Origin of the sequence: Mesorhizobium sp. M2A.F.Ca.ET.037.01.1.1, from assembly GCF_003998075.1 — a bacterium.
Classification (GTDB): domain Bacteria; phylum Pseudomonadota; class Alphaproteobacteria; order Rhizobiales; family Rhizobiaceae; genus Mesorhizobium.
This window is the reverse complement of record NZ_RZSA01001152.1, coordinates 1-1886: the sequence shown is the minus strand read 5'-3', so window position 1 is coordinate 1886 and position 1886 is coordinate 1. Positions and strand designations below refer to the sequence as shown.

Genomic DNA, 1886 nt, shown 5'->3' with positions numbered 1-1886 from the left:
TCGCCATGGGGCTGATCTCCCTGCCGATCATGTTGCGCTACGGCTATGACCGCAGGGTCGCCTCCGGCGTCATCGCGGCTTCCGGCACGCTCGCGCAGATCATCCCGCCCTCGCTGGTGCTGATCGTGCTCGCCGACCAGCTCGGGCGCTCGGTCGGCGACATGTATGCCGGCGCGTTGATCCCGGGCATCGTGCTGACCGGTATCTACATGCTCTACATCCTGATCATTTCGATCGTCCGGCCGAACTCGATGCCGGCGCTGCCGCTCGAAGCCCGAACGCTCGGCCGCGGCGTGCTGTCGCTGATCGTGGCGCTTCTGGTTACCGGTGCGATCTCCTATGGCGCCTATCGCTATCTTGCACCGACACAGGGCGACAATGCCGACATCCTCGGCTTCGCCGTCGGGGTCATCGTCATCTATGTCGCCGCCATCGTCGACCAGCGGCTGCGCATCAACATGATGTCCAAGCTGGCGCAGCAGGTGGTAATCGTGCTGATCCCGCCGCTGGCGCTGATCTTCCTGGTGCTGGGCACGATCTTCCTCGGCATCGCCACGCCGACCGAGGGCGGCGCCATGGGTTCGGTCGGAGCATTGATCATGGCGGCGGCCAAGGGGCGGCTGTCGCTCGACGTCGTCAAACAGGCGCTCGCCTCGACGACCAGGCTTTCCTCCTTCGTGCTGTTCATCCTGATCGGCGCGCGCGTCTTCTCGCTGACCTTCTACGGCGTCAACGGCCACATCTGGGTCGAGCATCTGTTGATCTCGCTGCCCGGCGGCGAGACGGGCTTCCTGATCGGCGTCAACATCCTGGTCTTCGTGCTTGCCTTCTTCCTCGATTTTTTCGAGCTCGCCTTCATCATCGTGCCGCTGCTGGCGCCCGCCGCCGACAAGCTCGGCATCGACCTGATCTGGTTCGGCGTGCTGCTCGGCGTCAACATGCAGACCAGCTTCATGCATCCGCCATTCGGCTTCGCGCTGTTCTACCTGCGCTCGGTCGCGGCCCGCGTGCCTTACCTGGACAGGATCACCGGAAAGCAGATCGCGCCAGTCTCTACCGGGCAGATCTATTGGGGCGCCGTGCCGTTCGTCTGCATCCAGGTGATCATGATCGGGCTCACCATCGCCTTCCCGCAGATGGTCATGCGCTACAAGGGAGCGGCGGTGGAGCCCAGCACGATAGACCTGAAGCTGCCCGACATGCCCTCGCTGTCGCCGCTCGGCACGCCACCCACCAATAACGGCGCGGCGCCCGCCAATGGCGGCGCGCCGGCGGCGCCAGGCACGCCCGACCTGTCGCAGCCACCGAGCTTCGGCGAAGCGCCGGCCAAACCGGCGGCGCCGGCACCCGACCTCTCGCAGCCACCCAAATTCAACTGAGGCGAGCGGACCATGAGAGCCGTGCGGCTGGAGGCGGTAGGCAAGATCGCGCTGCGCGAGGTCCCCAAACCCTTTCCCGGGCCCGAGCACGTTCTCGTGCGCATCGAAGCCTGCGGCGTCTGCGGCACCGACCGGCACCTTTTCCACGGCGAGTTCCCCTGCACGCCGCCGGTGACGCTCGGCCATGAATTCTCCGGCATTGTCGAAGCCGTCGGCGCGGCAGTGTCCGGCATTGCGATCGGCGACCGCGTCACCGGCGATCCCAACATCGCCTGCGGACGCTGCGCCCACTGCCATGCCGGCCGCGTCAATCTCTGCAGCAATCTCAGCGCCATCGGCATCCATCGCGACGGCGGCTTCGCCGACTATGTGCTGATGCCGCACAGGCAGGCGTTCCGGCTACCCCCGAACCTAAGACCGACGCATGGCGCCTTCTGCGAGCCGCTGGCCTGCTGCCTGCACGGCGTCGACCTGGCAGCGATCCGGCCGGGCGCGTCGGTCGTGGTG

At 66.5% G+C, this 1886-nt stretch carries 2 protein-coding genes; both read left to right on the top strand.

Annotated features, from left to right (window positions below; genetic code table 11):
- On the top strand, positions 1-1379 hold a 1379-nt coding region (locus EOA27_RS34510; protein ID WP_127258514.1), incomplete at its 5' end, for a TRAP transporter large permease subunit.
- A 12-nt stretch (positions 1380-1391) separates the two neighbouring features.
- Positions 1392-1886: alcohol dehydrogenase catalytic domain-containing protein (locus EOA27_RS34505; RefSeq protein ID WP_148669968.1), on the top strand; the 495-nt coding region annotated here is incomplete at its 3' end.